The organism is Nocardiopsis coralli (genome assembly GCF_014892575.1).
In the GTDB taxonomy this organism is placed as follows: Bacteria; Actinomycetota; Actinomycetes; order Streptosporangiales; family Streptosporangiaceae; genus Nocardiopsis; species Nocardiopsis coralli.
On the sequence record NZ_JADBGI010000001.1, the window covers coordinates 421,276 to 436,447 of the forward strand.

Here is a 15,172-nt window from a genome sequence, read left to right on the forward strand (position 1 = left end):
CGCGCGTGTGGGCCCTCAGCCGATCAGCTGGGCCAGCTCCACCGACTCCGCCAGCGCTTCCATGCCCGCGTCCCCGGGGTGGATGTGGTCCCCGGAGTCGTACTCGGGGAACAGCCGGCCCGGTTCGTCCGGGTCGCGCAGCACCTCGTCGAAGTCCCACACCGCCTCGAAGACGGAGTCCGGGTCGCCGGCCTGCTCGCGCAGCCACGAGTTCACGTACTGGCGGCCCTGCTCCACTTCCTCGGTGCAGCGCATCTCGCCGCCGCACGGCCCCAGGGTCGCGACGAACACCCGCATCCCGTACTCGCGTGCCTGCACCGCGACCGCGCTCAGGCCCTCCACGACCTCGGCAGGGCCCGTGCCCCACCGCAGGTCGTTGATGCCGGCCCACACCACGAGGGTGTCCGCCCCGGCCTGGGAGAACGCGTCCCTGGGTGCGCGGTGCGCCAGGGCCACACCCGTGGAGTTGGTCGAGACGCCCTCACCCGGGTACCCGTCGCGCACGACGTGGTTTCCGGCCACACCCGCGTTGAGCACGCCCGGGTTGGTCAGGCCGGGCTGGGCGTCCAGGCGGCGGCTGAGCTCGTCCGGCCAGCGCGCGTGTGCGTCGCGTGTGGTGCGTGCGCCGTCGGTGATGGAGTCGCCCAGGGTGACGATCGCGCCGGGGCCGTCCAACACCTCCACGCCGGTCAGGAACGGCCACTGGTACAGGTGCTCGGTGAAGGGCTCCCCCGACGTCTCCTGCGTCTGGTCCCCCTCGCCGGCCGTCGTGGCGTAGTTGGTGTCGCTCGCCGCGAAGTGCACCGGCGCCGCCGTGACCTCCTCGGGCAGGTAGAGGCTCACGGCGATGTCGCTGTGCGGGGGCAGGGTGATCTCCACCGGGTCGCTGTACACCTGGCCGCCGGCGGGGATGTTCACCTCGCTCTCGCCACCGAACTCCAGCGGGACCGTGGCGCCCTCCACCCCGGGCCCCTCGTCCTCGCGCAGGGCGATGGAGGCCGCGCCGATGCTCACCGACTCGTGGGCGAAGGTGTTCTCCAGGCGGACCCGGACGTCGGAGCCGCCCGCCGTGGTGCGAGCGGACAGGCGCACCGTCTGGTCCTCCCAGGGGCCGACCTCGACGTAACTGGAGGCCGACCGGGTCCACGTGCCCGTCCACGGGTGGTCGGCCGGGCGCCCGCCCATCGCGAAGACGTGCATGCGCGCGGCCTGGTCGTGCACGCGCGGGAGAACCACGTGGTCGACCTCGCGGTGGGGGTCCGCCGGAACCGAGCGTGCGTACAGGCGCACCGCACCGACCGGGCTGGGTTCGGCCTGCCCCTCGGCGTTGGCGTAGGGCAGGTTGACCGCGGCGTCACCGGCCGGCCCCTCGGTCCAGTCGGGCACGGACAGGTCGAAGGTGTCCTCGCCGCCGTCGGCGTAGACGATCCGTCCCTGGCCCTGTGCCCCGGTGGGGTCGCCGTCGGTGCGCGTCGCGGTGGCCAACAGGGTCAGGCTGCTGTAGGCGCCCGGAACGACCGAGACCCGCTGCCCGTCGGAGAGCAGGTGGTCGGGCCGTCCGGGACCGTAGTCGGGCAGCCGCATCTCCGTTCCGTGCACGGTGACCGGAACCCCCGGCCGCCACCCGGCCGCGGCCAGCGTCTCCGCGGACAGGGCGTTGCCCACGCCGTCGATGTCGCCGGTGGGGCTGCCGTCCCGGGAGATGCCGAACTCGTCGAGGTGGTCCTCGAAGGGGTGGGACCGGGGCAGAGCCGCCTCGGCTTCCTCCTCGGGCAACACCGCGCTGTCACGTGTGACGGTCACGAGCAGACCGACCATGAGCACGAGGGCGAGCGCCCCCGCCAGGACCTTGAGGGGACGGTCCTCCCACGCCTGTCGCAACGGGCCGGGCAGTACCGGCCGACGCGTCTCGCCGCTCACCAATCACTTCCCCCGGATGTCGGGTGGTCCGCCCCCAGGTCGGACGCACACGGGAGAGCGGTGGTTGCCGAGACGTGGAGCACCCCGCCCGGCGGCCATTCTAGAGCGACCGAAACCCGGGACGCGGGCACTTGCGGGGGTTCGCTCCACCCCGGCGCGCCGTGTGCTCCGGTTCCGATCGGGCATGGGGAGGTTCCCGTCCCCTTCAGGGAAGGAGTCGCCATCCTCGACCCGGCCTCCGTGTTCATGCTCCTGGTGCTGGCGGTCCTGGTGCTGGGACTGCTCTTCTGTCTCGCCATGGGGGTGCGGTGGAACCGGCGCCACGGCCATCACCCCTGGGGCACGAACCCCTACGACGAGGACGCCGTGTGGTGGATGACCCCCGACCGCACGCGCGCGGCCGAACGGGCCATCGCACGCGGGGAGACGGTGCAGGACCCCGACGCGGCCCGGGACGTGTGTGCTCGCGCGCGTGCGCGTACGGTCCAGCTGCGCAACCCGTGGACCCCGCCGCTGCTCCCGGCGGTCATCGTGCTGAACGCTCTGTCGCTCGTGTACCACACGGCGAGCATCGTGTTCGGGATCGGGACCGTGCCGCTGGCCGTGTACGCGGCCGTGATCCTGGGGACCGTGGCCGTGGTGGTCCTGCTGAGCGTCCGGTGGCGTGCCCGGCGGCTGCACCTGGCCCGGAACGCGTACCTGGCGCACCGCGGCCCCGCCGACGAGACGAGGGAGCCCCCGCTCCCCGAGGAGCCTACGCCATAGCCGCCCGAGGCCGACAAATCTCCCGGTTCCCGGCCCCACGGGCAGGCAGCGCCCCTCCGGGTCCTTCGGACACGGAAGGACAACCGCACGAAAGGCACAGAAATTCGACGATGATCGTAGTAAGCGGATTCCGTGCACGCGCCACCGGAGAGGGCACGCAAAAGGTGGTACCCGAAATGCACGAACAAGGCGCCGAAGTTCTCTCCTTCGGGGGGTTTCGCCTGTTCAAGGGGGGTAGGCCGGGCGGGGCTCGAACCCGCGACCCAGGGATTATGAGTCCCATGCTCTGACCGACTGAGCTACCGGCCCGCCGTGGAAGGCGAAGTCATCCTAACAGGGTGCGTCCGCCGTTTCCTCGCCGTAAATCCGTTGTGGGGACGGGCCCGGCCGGGCGCACCGTGCCTCGCGGAGGGACCTCGGTCACCGGCCGCACACGGGGGCGGTCTAGGGTGGTGAGGTGCGGCGCACGCCTGGTCGGACCCCAGCGGCACGGCACGGACGCCGCGTCGAACCCGTTGGTAACATCGCGGGTCGCACAACGTCGTCAGGAGATCCACTTCATGTCCAACGCACCCGTCAACGTCACCGTCACCGGCGCTGCCGGCCAGATCGGCTACGCCCTGCTCTTCCGGATCGCCTCCGGCCAGCTCCTCGGCGCCGACACCCCGGTCAAGCTGCGCCTGCTGGAGATCCCGCAGGGCGTCAAGGCCGCCGAGGGCACCGCGATGGAGCTGGACGACTGCGCCTTCCCGCTGCTGCAGGGCATCGACATCTTCGACGACCCCAACAAGGCCTTCGAGGGCGCCAACGTCGGCCTGCTCGTGGGCGCCCGCCCGCGCGGCCCGGGCATGGAGCGCGGTGACCTCCTCGAGGCCAACGGCGGCATCTTCAAGCCCCAGGGCGAGGCCATCAACGCCGGCGCCGCGGACGACATCCGCATCCTGGCGGTGGGCAACCCCGCCAACACCAACGCCCTCATCGCGCAGAACCACGCCCCCGACGTCCCGGCCGAGCGCTTCACCGCCATGACGCGCCTGGACCACAACCGTGCGCTGACCCAGCTCGCCAAGAAGCTGAACGTGTCGATCAACGACATCAAGAAGCTCACGATCTGGGGCAACCACTCCGCCACCCAGTACCCCGACATCTTCAACGCCGAGGTCGGCGGGAAGAACGCCGCCCAGGCCGTCAACGACCAGACCTGGCTCGAGGACGACTTCATCCCGACCGTCGCCAAGCGCGGCGCCGCGATCATCGAGGCCCGGGGCGCGTCCTCGGCCGCCTCCGCCGCCAACGCCGCCATCGACCACGTGTACGACTGGGTCAACGGCACCCCCGAGGGCGACTGGACCTCCGCGGCCATCCCGTCCGACGGCTCCTACGGCGTGCCCGAGGGCCTCATCTCCTCCTTCCCGGCCGTGTCCAAGAACGGCAAGTGGGAGATCGTGCAGGGCCTGGAGATCGGCGAGTTCTCCCGCGGCCGCATCGACGCCTCCGTCAAGGAGCTCTCCGAGGAGCGCGACACCGTCCGCAAGCTCGGCCTGGTCAAGTAACCGGTCGCACACGGACCGCACTCACACGGTGCACCACCGGCGGGCACGTCCCCTCACGCAGGGGGCGTGCCCGCGGTTGTGTCCGGCCCCGTCCCCGAGGGGGTGGCGGAGCAGGCAGTATGGAGAGTGTGAGTCTCATTGATGCGCTTCCGGCCGAACCAGAACCCGATTCCCTCTTCGAGGCGTTCGCCTCGTGGGCCGAAGAGCGGGGCCTCACCCTCTACCCCCACCAGGAGGAGGCCCTCATCGAGGTCGTCTCCGGGTCCAACGTCATCCTGAACACCCCGACCGGCTCGGGCAAGAGCATGGTCGCCACCGGCGCCCTGTTCGCCGCGCTGGCCCGGGACGAGTGCGCGTTCTACACCGCACCCATCAAGGCGCTGGTCTCGGAGAAGTTCTTCGACCTCTGCAAGATCTTCGGCACCGACAACGTCGGCATGATGACCGGCGACGCCAGCGTCAACTCCGATGCGCCCATCGTGTGCTGCACGGCGGAGGTCCTGGCGCAGATCGCCCTGGCCGAGGGCAAGGACGCCGACATCAACACCGTCGTCATGGACGAGTTCCACTTCTACGCCGAGCCGGAGCGCGGCTGGGCGTGGCAGGTGCCGCTGCTGGAGATGCCCCAGGCGCAGTTCCTGCTGATGTCGGCCACGCTCGGCGACGTGAGCCGGTTCGAGGACGACCTCACCGCGCGCACCGGGCGTACGACCTCCGTGGTCGCCTCGGCCGAGCGCCCCGTCCCGCTGTACTACGACTACCGGTCCACCCCGCTGCACGAGACGCTCGAGGAGCTGTTGGGCAACGGCGGGGCGCCGGTCTACATCGTGCACTTCACCCAGGCACAGGCGGTCGAGCGCGCCCAGTCGCTGACCAGCATCAACATGTGCACCAAGGAGGAGAAGGCCCGGATCGCCGAGGAGATCGGCGCGTTCCGTTTCACGACGAAGTTCGGGCGGAACCTGTCGCGGTACGTACGCCACGGCATCGGGGTGCACCACGCGGGCATGCTGCCCAAGTACCGCCGCCTGGTGGAGCGCCTGGCGCAGGCCGGGCTCCTCAAGGTGATCTGCGGCACCGACACCCTGGGTGTGGGCGTGAACGTGCCCATCCGGACGGTGCTGTTCACCGCCCTGAGCAAGTACGACGGCGTGCGGGTACGCCGACTGCGGGCGCGTGAGTTCCACCAGATCGCGGGCCGCGCGGGCAGGGCCGGTTTCGACACGGTCGGGAACGTGGTCGTGCAGGCGCCCGAGCACGTCATCGAGAACGAGAAGGCACTGGCCAAGGCGGGTGACGACGCCAAGAAGCGCCGCAAGGTCGTGCGCAAGAAGGCCCCGGACGGGTTCGTGGCCTGGGACGAGGCGACCTTCGGCAAGCTGGTGGAGGCCGAGCCGGAACCGCTGAACTCCCGGTTCAAGGTCAGCAACGCGATGCTGCTCAGTGTCATCGCCCGACCCGGCAACTGCTTCACCGCGATGAAGCACTTGCTCACCCAGAACCACGACGACCGGAAGACGCAGCGCCGCCATATCAGCGAGGCGATCGCGATCTACCGCTCGCTCCTGGACGGCGGCATCGTCGAGACGCTGGAGGAGCCGGACGAACTGGGCCGCACCGCCCGGCTGACCGTGGACCTGCAGGCCGACTTCGCGCTCAACCAGCCGCTGTCGACCTTCGCCCTGGCGGCCCTGGAGCTGTTGGACGCCGAGTCGCCGACCTACTCGCTGGACGTGCTCAGCGTCGTGGAGTCCACGCTCGACGACCCGCGCCAGATCCTGGGCGCCCAGCTCAACAAGGCCCGCGGCGAGGCGGTCGCGCAGATGAAGGCCGACGGGATCGAGTACGAGGAGCGCATGGAGCGGCTGGAGGAGGTCGAGTACCCCAAGCCGCTCGTGGAGCTGCTGGACCACGCCTACGAGGTCTACCGCACCGGCCACCCGTGGGTGGGCGATCACCCGCTGCGCCCCAAGTCGGTGGTGCGCGACATGTTCGAGCGGGCGATGACCTTCACCGAGTTCGTGGGCCACTACGAGCTGGCGCGGTCGGAGGGCCTGGTCCTGCGGTACCTGGCCGGGGCGTACAAGGCGCTGAACCAGACGGTGCCCGACGACGCCAAGACCGAGGAGCTGCGCGACCTCATCGAGTGGTTGGGCGAGCTGGTGCGCCAGGTCGACTCGAGCCTGCTCGACGAGTGGGAGCAGCTCACCAACCCCGAACCGGAGGCGGCCGGCGACGCGGAGCGCACCGAGCAGGCCGAGGAGCGGGTGCGCCCGGTCACCGCGAACACCCGCGCCTTCCGCATCATGGTGCGCAACGAGATGTTCCGGCGGGTGGAGCTGGCCGCGCGTGACGCCCACCGTGAACTGGCCAAGCTCGACCCGGAGGGCGAGTGGGACGCCGAGGCCTGGGAGGACGCGCTGGACGCCTACTTCGAGGACCACGACGTCATCGGCATCGGCCCGGACGCACGCAGTCCGCAGCTGCTCCGCATCGAGGAGGGCGAGGGCACGTGGAAGGTGCGCCAGGTCCTGGCCGACCCAGCGGGCGACCACGACTGGGGCATCGACGCGGAGGTGGACCTGGCCGCCTCCGACGCCGAGGGCCGTGCGGTCGTGCACGTGCTGGACCTGAACCGGCTCTGAGGGTGCAACGGGGTGTGGCCGGGGCTGACCCGGCCGGCCCCGGCACACCCCGCGGCGCTCGGGCTCCGGTAGATCATCGTGTGTGACGATTGCCACGCAATTTCCTACTGAACAAGTAGAAATAATAGGGTTATGGTCGGAGCACCCCCGGGGCCACCCGTTCCGGGGGCAGCGAGCAGCATCCACGGAGCACGACGAGGCCCACGGTCCCGGAGGTAGGCAGATGGCACCCGACGTACGACTGCTGGAGCGAGGCCCCACCGAGGCGGTCGCCGACCCTGCCGGCGTACCCCTGCGACCGCTGCGTGCCGGCGGTTCCGAACAGATGCGGGTGCTGGGCGTGGTGCCGCTGCAGGACCAGGACAAGCTCATGGTCGTGGTCGGACACCTCGTCGACGCCGGGGCCCGTGCCGCAGGGGTCACGGAGGCGCCCGTCCCCGAGCACCTGGGCGACGAGGCGCTGTCGGTGGACCTGCGCAGCAGGACCGTCCGGGTGCGGGGCGAGCAGGTCGACCTGTGCTACCAGGAGTTCGAGCTCCTGGCCCTGATGGCGGCCAGCCCGGGCCGGGTCTTCACGCGCAGGGAACTGGCCCAGGAGGTCTGGGGCGCCGACGTCAGCATCGGCTCGCGCACCGTCGACGTCCACGTGCACCGCATCCGGCGCAAGCTCGGGTCGCTGCGCACGCGGGTGGGCACGGTGCGGCGCGTGGGATACACCTACCGCGAGCTCTGAGCCCGCTCACGCCCCGGGACACCTGGGCGTCGGCCCCAGGCCCCCTGCTGTCCCGACCGGCTGTCGGGGCGACTCAGGCCGCACCCAGCAGGTGCGCGTTGACGGCGCGCACCCCCTCGGCCAGGTCGGGGCGCTCGACGACGGTACGACCGGCCGTGCGCAGGCGTTCGGCCCCGTCGCAGTCGACGAACACGGCCGGTTCCCTCCAGGCGAGGACCACCCGTGGGATCGGGGTGTCCAGGATCAGGCTGCTGCACGAACGCGGGCGCGAGGCCCGGGAACTGCACGGTTCGAGCGAGGAGTAGAGCGTGGCACCGGCCAGGCGGGGGTCGTCGGCGTCGATCGCCCGCAGCGCCACCTCCTCGGCGTGGTCGTGGGGGTCGTCCCGCCGCGAGTACCCCTCGCCGAGCACCGTGCCGTCCTCGGCGACCACGACGGCGCCCACGGAGAAGGCGGTCTCCGACGGCGGGCAGTGCTCGGAGAGCTCGACGGTTCGCAGCAGCCAGTGCGCGTCGGCCGCGCCCTCCCCCGGCGCGGGACCGCGGGCGCTCACGCGCGCCCCTTCAGGCAGTAGCGCAGCACGGCCACGCCGCCGAGGGAACGCGCCTCGACCAGGCTCATGGGCGTCTCGGGGCTGTAGGGGTAGGCGCCCGGCATGACGAAGCGGGGCGCGTCCTCGTCCCCGATGAAGAAGGGCGCCACGGCCAGGCGCAGTTCGTCGGCCAGGCCGGAGGTCAGGAACATCGTGTGCACGTGGCCGCCGCCCTCGACGACGAGCCGCTCCACGCCTCGGGCGGCCAGGTCGGCCAGGACGGCCTCGGCGGTGGGCGGGTCCCCGGCGTCGACCGCCTCGGCAGGCGGGTCCTGGGAGGGGCGTGCGGCGAGGCGCTCCTCGGCCAGGGCGAGGCCGTCACCCCCGGTGTAGACGAGCGCCCCCGCGTCACCGGTGGAGAACAGGCGTGCCGTGGGGTCGATGTCGCCGGTGCGGGTGATGACGGCCTTGAGCAGGTTCTCGGTGCGTCCCTGGCCCCGGCGGCGCTCGCGCAGCATCGGCGAGCGCACGAGCAGGCGCGGGTCGTCGGCCCGCAGGGTCCCTGCGCCGACGAGGATCGCGTCGCAGCCGGCGCGCAGTTCGTCGACCTCGGCGAAGTCCGCCTCGTTGGACAGGCGCAGCCGCTCGGGGCCGGTGTCGTCGATGCGGCCGTCGACCGAGGTCGCGCAGCTCAGGATGGTGTAGGGACGCTCCATGCCCCCAGGCTAGCGGCGCCCCCGGGACCTGGGCGCACACGTGTGCGCGTGTGGCGCGGGACCGTTTTCGAAGGGCGCTTTCCGGGGTGGCCTCCTGCCTTTTTCCGGAACCCCGGAGCCATTACCAGCGACTCCTCGGCATCGGCGCCCAATTACTTTTACGTCGAGCATTTTCCTGTTACTGGTATCGGGGACCGGGACCCGGGGGCGAAGGTCCCCCGACGATCGCCCCGCGGCGCCGCCGGCGACCGCCCGCCGCTCCCAGGATCCCTGATCCGCCGGGCTCCGAGGGTCTTTGGCCAGCAATCACCACATACAGGACATTCGGCATATAAGACTTAGGACGCCCAAGGCACACCCAATGCACACGGTGCACCACGTCGAGGACAGAACTCCGTGGGATTTTTACCTGCAATCTCTCCACTTCTGTTAACAACCTCGACCGCGAGGAATAGAATCCAGTGGTCGACCATGCTTCCCCACCTCATGACAAGAGGACGGCGATGTCACGTTTCACCTCCCCCGATTTCCTCAAAGCCACAGGGGGGAACCGCACACGGGCCGAACCACCGCCCCTGGTGGACCTCAGCCGGCCCACCCTGGCCCGGCTCACGTCCTTCCAGCTCGGGGGCAAGGACCACTTCGACGTCGACCGTGAGCTGGCCCTGCGGGCCGACCGCGCCGCACACGGCTTCAAGGACCTCGTCGAGGGCGAACGCGCCTTCCTCCAGCGCGCCGTACGCCACCTGGCCCGCGAACACGGCATCGACCAGTTCCTGCAGTTCGGCGCCGGACTCCCCACCCCCGGCGACCCCCACCAGATCGCGCTCGAACACGTGCCCGGCGCCCGGGTCCTCTACGCCAGCGACGACCCCGCGGTCGTCGCCCACAACCGGGCCATGCTCACCGACGGCGAGACCACGACCGTCGTGCACGGTTCCCCCGCCCGCCCCGAGGAACTCCTGCGCGACCCGGAACTGCGCCGCTTCCTCGACCTCGAGCGCCCCGTCGGGCTGCTGCTGTCCGGGGCCCTGTCCCACGTGCACGACAGCGACGACCCCGCCGGCTGCACCGCGGCCCTGCGCGAGGCCCTCGCCCCCGGCAGCCACCTGGTCCTGAGCCACTTCTGCCGCCCCGACCCGGGCTCCCACCCCAGGGACGCGCTCCGCGCCCAGCAGCTCGAACGCACCTTCCTGGACCAGCTCGGCACCGGACGCTGGCGCACGCGCGCCGAGATCGAGGGCTTCTTCGACGGGTGGCGCCTGCGCGAGCCCGGGCTCATCGACGTGCAGTACTGGCGGCCGCTTCCGTCCTCGCCGCCGGTGCACGGCAGTTACCAGATGCCCGCACGCAACCGCCGGCTGCTGGTCGGCGGGGTGGCCTCGCTCTGACCGCACGCCCCACACCGTCCTGACGCGCACCGCATCCAGGGCCGGGTGGGGCGGCCGTGTGCCCTGTGTGCGCACACGAAAAAGGGCCCTTCCCTCGGGAAGGACCCTCGCGCGCTCCCACGACTGGGCTCGAACCAGTGACCTATCGGTTAACAGCCGATTGCTCTGCCAACTGAGCTACGCGGGATGGAATTATCGCCTCTGCCGGCCCTCGCGGCCCCGCTCGGGCTGTTCCCAGCCTAGCGCCTCCGCGGGGGTGTTCGCGACACCGGTTCCGATGCCGCCCGCGGTGGGCGCCCGGCCGGAGGCCTCACGGGCGGACCCGGTCGACCTCAACGGGAGCTCCCGCGACTGGGCTCGAACCAGTGACCTATCGGTTAACAGCCGATTGCTCTGCCAACTGAGCTACGTGGGATGGAATTATCGCCTCTGCCGGACCTCGCGGCCCCGCTCGGGCTGTTCCCAGCCTAGCGCCTCCGCGGGGGTGTTCGCGACACCGTTTCCGATGCCGCCCCCGGTGGGCGCCCGGCCGGAGGCCTCACGGGCGGACCCGGTCGACCTCAACGGGAGCTCCCGCGACTGGGCTCGAACCAGTGACCTATCGGTTAACAGCCGATTGCTCTGCCAACTGAGCTACGCGGGATGGCTTGTGCGCCCCGGCCTGCTGCTGCGGACCGCGGCGACACCTCCTAGCCTAGCGCGGTTCCGGAGTGCTCGTGACGGTGTCGGCAGTGTGGCCCCCGACACGACCGGGTAACGTCTGTCCACGGATCACGCCCATCGCCGACGAGGCCTGTAAAGAGGGACCCATGCGTTACCGGANCGGGATGGCTTGTGCGCCCCGGCCTGCTGCTGCGGACCGCGGCGACACCTCCTAGCCTAGCGCGGTTCCGGAGTGCTCGTGACGGTGTCGGCAGTGTGGCCCCCGACACGACCGGGTAACGTCTGTCCACGGATCACGCCCATCGCCGACGAGGCCTGTAAAGAGGGACCCATGCGTTACCGGATCACATTCGCCGCCGGACTCGCCATCGGATACGTCCTGGGCGCGAAGGCGGGCAGGGCACGCTACGAACAGCTCGCCCGTACCGCGCGCAAGGTCGCCGACAGCCCGGTCGTCCAGGAGGTCGCCGGGGTGGTCGGGGCGCAGGTCGGCAACGCGGGCCGCACCGTCTACGACAAGGCGGTCGAGCGCATGCCGGTCACATCCGTGCGCGACTTCCTGGCCCGCCCCACCGACGAGGAGCTCGAGCTCGTCCGGTGGGAGACCCACATGGCCAACGGCTCCGCCCCCAACGGCAACAGTGTCCAGGGCGGCAAGGGTGTCCCGGGTGAGGGCGCCGAGGGCCGGGAGGACTGAGTGCCCCTGTTCGGCCGGGGAACCCCCGAGTCCGTACGCTCCCGGCTCGTTCGGGGCGAGCGTGTGCTCGCGCACGCGCCCGTGTCCGAGCGCGCCGGGGGCGACCGGACGCTCACCGCCACCACACACGCGCTGTACCTGCCCGACGGCCACCGGGTCGTGTGGTCCGACATCGACCGCGCCGACTGGAACACCGACGCGATGACCTTCGTTGAGGAGGGCGCGGGCCGCCGGAGCGTCCCCCTGCGTTCGCCCGACTCCCCCGGCGGCGCCGTCGACTACCGACGTCTCGCCGAGACCGTGTCGGAGCGGGTCACCTCCACGATCCTCATCAACAGCTTTGTGCCCTACCCCGAGGAGGGGTCCTCCTCGGGTTTCCGTCTCGTGGCACGGCGCAGCCCCGGCGGCACGGACGTGCACTGGCGGGTGCACCTGAGTGAGGGCCTGGACGCCGACGACGCCCGCCTCTCCGATGCCGTCTCCCGCTCCCTGGCCGCCCTGCGCGAGCAGATGGGGGTGTGAGCCGCGGGCCGGCCCACACCCCCGTGCACGGCCGCCTCAGCGCGCGTCGAGGCCCCGTGCGAGCACCTGCGCCAGGTGCAGTGATCCGCGCCCGGTGCCCTGCTCGATCTGGGTCCGGCAGCTGTAACCGTCTGCCAGCACCAGGGTGTCGGCGTCGGCCTCGCGCACCCGCGGCAGAAGTTCGCGCTCGCCGATGGCGCTGGAGACCTCGTAGTGGCCCTCGGTGAACCCGAAGTCGCCGGCCAGCCCGCAGCACCCGGAGTCCAGGACCTCCCCGTCCACACCGGCGCGGGCGATGAGGTCGCGGTCGTCGTCGAAGCCCATCACCGCGTGCTGGTGGCAGTGGACCTGGGCCAGCGCCGAGGCCGGCACACGCGGCGGCTGCCAGTCGGGGGCGTGGCGGTTGAGGAACGAGGCGAGCGTGTGCACCGAGGAAGCGACCTCCTCGCTCTCCGGTCCGGGCAGGAGTTCCACGAGGTCGTGCTTGAGCGCGGCCGTGCAGCTGGGCTCGAGCCCGACCACCGGCACCCCCTCGGCCACGTACGGGGCCAGTGCGTCGACCGCGCGCCGCATCACGGTGCGCGCCACGTCCAGTTGTCCGGTGGAGACCCAGGTCAGACCGCAGCACACCTGGCCCTCGGGCAGCACCACCCTGAAGCCGGCGTCCTCCAACACCCGCACCGCCGCCGCGGGCACCTGGGGGTGCATGTAGTTGCCGAAGGTGTCGGGCCACAGCACCACACGGGGCCCCTCCGTGCGGGCCTCGCCCCGCGCCGCACGGCGCCGGAAGGCCCGCGTGAAGGAGGTGCGGGCGAAGGCGGGAAGGTCGCGCTCGCCCGCCACCCCCGCGGCCTTCTTAGCCAGGGTGGACAGCCCCGGCAGGCGGGCGGCGCGGTTGACCTGGGCGGGCGCGGCCGCTGCCAGGCGGGCCCAGACCGGAAGCCATCCCATCGAGTAGTGCGCGGGCGGGCGCACGCGGCCGCGGTAGTGCTGGTGCAGGAACTCCGCCTTGTAGGTGGCCATGTCCACGTTGACGGGGCAGTCGCTCAGGCAGCCCTTGCACGACAGGCACAGGTCGAGGCTCTCGCGCACCCCCTCCGAGCGCCAGCCGTCGTCGACGAGTTCGCCGTTGGCCATCTCGAACAGCAGGTGCGCGCGCCCGCGGGTGGAATGCTTCTCGTCCTGGGTGACCTGGTAACTGGGGCACATCACGCCGGGGCCGTCCTGGCGGCGGCACTTGCCGATGCCCGAGCAACGGCGCAGGGCGGCCTCGAAGTCACCGCCGTCCTCGGGGTAGGCCATCGTGACGTCGTCGAGCAGCGGCAGGCGGCGGCGGTGGTCGGTCGAGACGCGGATGTCGGAGTCCAGCGGGAGCGGGTCGACGATGATGCCGGGGTTCATGAGGCCGTCGGGGTCGAAGGCGCTCTTGAACTCCCCGAAGGCGCGCACGAGCGAAGCCGGGTACATGCGTTCCAGGAGTTCGGAACGGGCCTGGCCGTCGCCGTGCTCACCGGAGAGCGAACCGCCGTGCCTGACGACGGTCTCGGCGGCCTCCTCCATGAAGGCGCGGTACTCGCGGCGGCCTTCTTCGGTGGTGAGCTCGAAGTCGATGCGCACGTGCAGGCAGCCGTCGCCGAAGTGGCCGTAGACCACGCCGAAGCGGCCGTGGCGTTCCATGAGCGCCTCGAAGTCGCGCAGGTACCCGCCCAGGTTCTCCGGCGGGACCGCGGCGTCCTCCCACCCCGACCAGGCGTCGCGGCCGTCGGGGGTGCGCTGGGTGATGCCGGCGCCCTCCTCCCTGATGCGCCACAGGGCCTTCTGGTGGCCGGGGTCCGTCACCACGACCGAGTCCTGGGGACGGGAGTGCTCGGGCAGGGCTGCGAGCATGCCCTCGGCCGCGGCGGTGGCGGCCCCGGGGTCGTCGCCGGCGATCTCCACGAGCATCCACGCCCCGCCGTCGGGCAGAGGGACGCGCGCGGAGGCGCCGTGGCGGTCGAGGGCGGCCACCATCCGGTCGTTGATGCCCTCGACGGTGAGCGGGGCGTGCTCGAGCAGGGCCGGGACGGCGTCGGCGGCCGAGGGTGCGTCTGGGTATCCGACCACCGCCAGCGCGCGGGCCGGCGGGGACTCCACGAGCCGCACGGTCGCCCCGAGCACGAACACACACGTGCCCTCGGTGCCGACGAGGGCGGCGGCCAGGTGTCGGCCCTTCTCCGGCAGGAGTCGGTCGAGGGCGTAACCGGAGACGCGGCGGCGGAACTGGGGCATGTCGGTGCGCAGTTCGGCGCGGTGGCGTTCGACGAGCGCGGCCAGGGAGGCGTAGACCTTGCCCTCGCGTCCGGGGCGGCGGGCGAGCGCGGCGAAGTCCTCGTCGGTGTCGCTGGAGCCGACCGTCATGCGGGTGCCGTCGGCGAGGAGCACGTCGAGGGAGACGATGTTGTCCGCGGTGGTGCCCCAGGCCACCGAGTGGGAGCCGCACGCGTTGTTGCCGACCATGCCGCCGATGGTGCACCGGCTGTGCGTGGAGGGGTCGGGGGCGAACGTGAGTCCGTGGCGGGCGGTGGCCTTGCGCAGGTCGTCGAGGATCACCCCGGGCTGGACGGTGGCGGTGCGGGCCTGCGGGTCGATCCCCTCGATGGCACGCAGGTGGCGTGAGGTGTCCACGACCACGCCGGTACCGATCGCGTTGCCGGCGATGGAGGTGCCGCCGCCGCGGGGCACCACCGGTACCCCGTGCTCGGCACAGGTGCGCACGGCCGCGACACAGTCCTCCACCGTCTCGGGGAGGACGACGGCCAGGGGGACGCGTCGGTAGTTGGAGGCGTCGGAGGTGTAGAGGGCGCGGGTCCCGGCGTCGAAGGAGACGGTGCCCCGCACCCGGCTCTCGAGGGCGTCGCGCAGCTCAGCGGTGCCCGAACGGGAGGTCGTGCTCAAGGTGTCGGCCATGCGCACAGCGTGACGGGCGCGGTCACGGCGCCGCAACCCTGCCGCGCGCCCGGGGATCTTGCTACCAGAGCCGGGTTCAGCGCCGATAT

Annotated in this window: 11 protein-coding genes and 4 tRNA genes; 7 read left to right on the forward strand and 8 right to left on the reverse strand. The window is 71.6% G+C overall.

Annotated features, from left to right (window positions below; all coding sequences use genetic code 11):
* Positions 1–15: 15 nt before the first annotated feature.
* Entirely contained in the window at positions 16–1,920 is a 1,905-nt protein-coding gene (locus IDM40_RS01910; RefSeq protein WP_193120098.1) for a GDSL-type esterase/lipase family protein, read from the reverse strand.
* A gap of 240 nt (positions 1,921–2,160) precedes the next feature.
* Between IDM40_RS01910 and IDM40_RS01915 the strand changes: the two genes are divergently transcribed.
* On the forward strand, positions 2,161–2,685 hold the full coding sequence (locus tag IDM40_RS01915; protein ID WP_193120099.1) for a hypothetical protein: 525 nt from the start codon (positions 2,161–2,163) through the stop codon (positions 2,683–2,685).
* 235 nt (positions 2,686–2,920) lie between these two features.
* Here IDM40_RS01915 and IDM40_RS01920 read toward each other — a convergent pair.
* Positions 2,921–2,994: transfer RNA gene (locus tag IDM40_RS01920), tRNA-Ile, on the reverse strand.
* Positions 2,995–3,245: 251 nt separating this feature from the next.
* Here IDM40_RS01920 and IDM40_RS01925 point away from each other — a divergent pair.
* From IDM40_RS01925 to IDM40_RS01935, 3 genes are all read left to right on the forward strand, one after another.
* A complete protein-coding gene (locus tag IDM40_RS01925) occupies positions 3,246–4,238 on the forward strand; it encodes a malate dehydrogenase (RefSeq protein WP_193120100.1) in 993 nt (330 codons plus the stop codon).
* 119 nt (positions 4,239–4,357) lie between these two features.
* A complete protein-coding gene (locus IDM40_RS01930) occupies positions 4,358–6,883 on the forward strand; it encodes a DEAD/DEAH box helicase (protein ID WP_193120101.1) in 2,526 nt (841 codons plus the stop codon).
* 223 nt (positions 6,884–7,106) lie between these two features.
* Complete coding sequence (locus IDM40_RS01935; protein ID WP_193120102.1) at positions 7,107–7,616, forward strand: winged helix-turn-helix domain-containing protein; 510 nt, start codon at positions 7,107–7,109, stop codon at positions 7,614–7,616.
* Between the two features lie 73 nt (positions 7,617–7,689).
* Here IDM40_RS01935 and IDM40_RS01940 read toward each other — a convergent pair whose 3' ends face one another.
* On the reverse strand, positions 7,690–8,169 hold the full coding sequence (locus IDM40_RS01940; protein ID WP_193120103.1) for a deaminase: 480 nt from the start codon (positions 8,167–8,169) through the stop codon (positions 7,690–7,692).
* The gene (locus tag IDM40_RS01945) at positions 8,166–8,864 is read right to left on the reverse strand and encodes a RibD family protein (RefSeq protein WP_193120104.1); all 699 of its coding nucleotides are present in this window, start codon (positions 8,862–8,864) and stop codon (positions 8,166–8,168) included. The genes IDM40_RS01940 and IDM40_RS01945 overlap by 4 nt, the downstream gene beginning before the upstream one ends.
* Before the next feature lie 503 nt (positions 8,865–9,367).
* Here IDM40_RS01945 and IDM40_RS01950 point away from each other — a divergent pair.
* Entirely contained in the window at positions 9,368–10,255 is an 888-nt protein-coding gene (locus tag IDM40_RS01950) for an SAM-dependent methyltransferase (protein WP_193120105.1), read from the forward strand.
* 114 nt (positions 10,256–10,369) lie between these two features.
* Here the strand turns inward: IDM40_RS01950 and IDM40_RS01955 are convergent.
* The 3 genes from IDM40_RS01955 to IDM40_RS01965 all read right to left on the reverse strand — a co-directional run bounded on the left by IDM40_RS01955 (position 10,370) and on the right by IDM40_RS01965 (position 10,898).
* A tRNA-Asn gene (locus tag IDM40_RS01955) sits at positions 10,370–10,442 on the reverse strand.
* 155 nt (positions 10,443–10,597) lie between these two features.
* A tRNA-Asn gene (locus tag IDM40_RS01960) sits at positions 10,598–10,670 on the reverse strand.
* A 155-nt stretch (positions 10,671–10,825) separates the two neighbouring features.
* A tRNA-Asn gene (locus tag IDM40_RS01965) sits at positions 10,826–10,898 on the reverse strand.
* 351 nt (positions 10,899–11,249) lie between these two features.
* Between IDM40_RS01965 and IDM40_RS01970 the strand changes: the two genes are divergently transcribed.
* A complete protein-coding gene (locus IDM40_RS01970) occupies positions 11,250–11,615 on the forward strand; it encodes a hypothetical protein (RefSeq protein WP_193120106.1) in 366 nt (121 codons plus the stop codon).
* A complete protein-coding gene (locus IDM40_RS01975; RefSeq protein ID WP_193120107.1) occupies positions 11,616–12,137 on the forward strand; it encodes a hypothetical protein in 522 nt (173 codons plus the stop codon).
* Between the two features lie 36 nt (positions 12,138–12,173).
* Here IDM40_RS01975 and IDM40_RS01980 read toward each other — a convergent pair whose 3' ends face one another.
* Complete coding sequence (locus IDM40_RS01980) at positions 12,174–15,083, reverse strand: FAD-binding and (Fe-S)-binding domain-containing protein (RefSeq protein WP_193120108.1); 2,910 nt, start codon at positions 15,081–15,083, stop codon at positions 12,174–12,176.
* Between the last annotated feature and the right edge of the window lie 89 nt (positions 15,084–15,172).